We start from the raw sequence: 1978 nt of genomic DNA, 5'->3' as shown, positions 1-1978 counted from the left end.
AGCTTGGCGTTGTCTTATTTCCCGTAGAGCCGCCTCAGATTCGGCTCGGATTTGATCTTGGCGTTGTCTGTATGCCCGCAGAGTAGCTTCAGCTTCCGTTGGGAGAGCAGTTGAAGTAGGCTGATTCCTTGGTTCGTTGACATTATTCCCTGGAAGAACTCTGCTCGGAGTATCTTCATTTGGGGGTTTTGTGGCTGTGACGGCTTTAGGAGTGGATGGCTCAGATGAACTAGAGGATGTTTTTGGTATATCTTCGTTGAGCTTTGTGTAGAAATAGGGAGTTAAAGCATAAATTCCATAAATTATACCTGTCAATCCTAAAATGGTGGCAAAAAGTACAACAGCCATAGAACGCAATTTTTTAGCTGTGTTAGAAGAATAATTTTCTGGAGGTGTAATTTCAGGTTTTAGAGGAGTTGTGGACTTACTATCTGCGCTCGCTTCGTTAATTAATGAAGAGGATTTTACTAGAGGCACAACACGCGCAAAAATCGGCTCGACATCTCTATCTTTGAGTCCCAAAGCTTCTTGAAAAGCTTTCAACTCTTTTTGAGTATCTTGATTTAAAGGATATTGCTTATTAATTTCCTCAAATAATACCTGCTCGTATCGCTGCAATCTTTTTTGGTATTCTTGATAAGGTTCGAGAACTTCAGCTTCAATAATTGTCGCTTCTTCAGATGACAATCTTAAACTCTGCCTTTTCAAATCTAAGGTATTGCGTCCAATAGCAGAAATTACACCACGACTGGCAAAACGCTCAACTTCTTGCCGATATCTCAACTTGGGATCGCCGATGGGTGCTTTAGCTAGCCGAATTTTGAAGCCTTCCTTAACGGCATAGATTTCTGGTTGCATGGCGGGGGCTGCTTCTTTAACTTTCTTTTTGGCATACTCATGCAACTCATCTATGGAAATCACACCATCATTATCTTGATCTGCTGCTCCTGTTTCAATACCTTCGACGACATAACGAGTATAAATTGAGAGACTGTCTCCCTCTTGTTGGAAAGAATATTGTGTAGAAGTAGAAGAGGTGAGAACAACTCGCCCTTCACCTCCCAGTTGAGTATAAATATCTACAGAGCCGTCATCCTTAGCTGATAAACCCTCTGCAAATGCGCCACTAAAACAACAGTCGAGAATTACGACTTGTCTCTTACTGCGGCTATCGCTCATAACATTATGTATAAAATTAGCCGGAACTGCTGTCGCTTTGACAAGCCGCCCCTGGGGATTTTTGCGAGTGAGACTAGTTGCTAAGTAAAGTTTACCCGTTTCATCTTTAATACCGTGACCAGAAAAGTAAAGCAATATGAGGTCTTCTTTTCGGCGATCACTAAACAATCCCTCAATGGCTTCCTGCATTTTTTGCGGATCGGGATTCTCCAGCTTTTGGATATCTGCTGCTGCAAATCCACCCATTTCTGGATGCTGCAAAACTTTAGCGATCGCTTGTACGTCTTTGACTGAAACTGGTAATGGATTCAAGCCAAGTCCATACTCACTGACTCCTATTAGCAGTGCTACCTTCGCCATGTAACTATAACTCCCTCCCAGTTTTGAGATGTCTTAGACGGCTGCGTGGAACTTTCGAGCTTGTTCAATAGTGGCGGTGAATACCAATTCAAAATACCATACGGGTTCGGGAGCAAGAGTACAAAATTGAAAAAGCCAGATATAATCAGGGTCTGAGTGTATGTATCTGTCTCATTCTTTGTTCAAATTGGGATAACGCCTGCTGAATACTAGCTTTGACATCATACCCGCTATGCGAATTTCTCTGGAATTTATTAATTAGAGAAAAGTTAACTACCACCACTCCCCGACTAAATCCTTTCGCTCTCCTCACCGTACCTACAAACCATAGTATTTACAGTCAAGCTTGTAGTCGCATCATTTACGGAGCATTGCCCCTGTTTTTATAGCCTCATAACGGTTATTGCCATACGATTTCCTGTACAACTCACTGTCATAA

1 protein-coding gene is annotated in these 1978 nt (G+C 42.2%); it reads right to left on the bottom strand.

Annotation, left to right across the window (positions count from 1 at the left end):
• On the bottom strand, nt 1–1539 hold a 1539-nt coding region (locus tag RRG12_RS43580), incomplete at its 3' end, for a caspase family protein (RefSeq protein WP_420763318.1).
• Nucleotides 1540–1978 lie beyond the last annotated feature (439 nt).

It is taken from the genome of Nostoc sp. CALU 546 (assembly GCF_048836525.1).
Note: the sequence above shows the minus strand (reverse complement) of the source record. Positions and strands in the feature narration are given on the sequence as shown.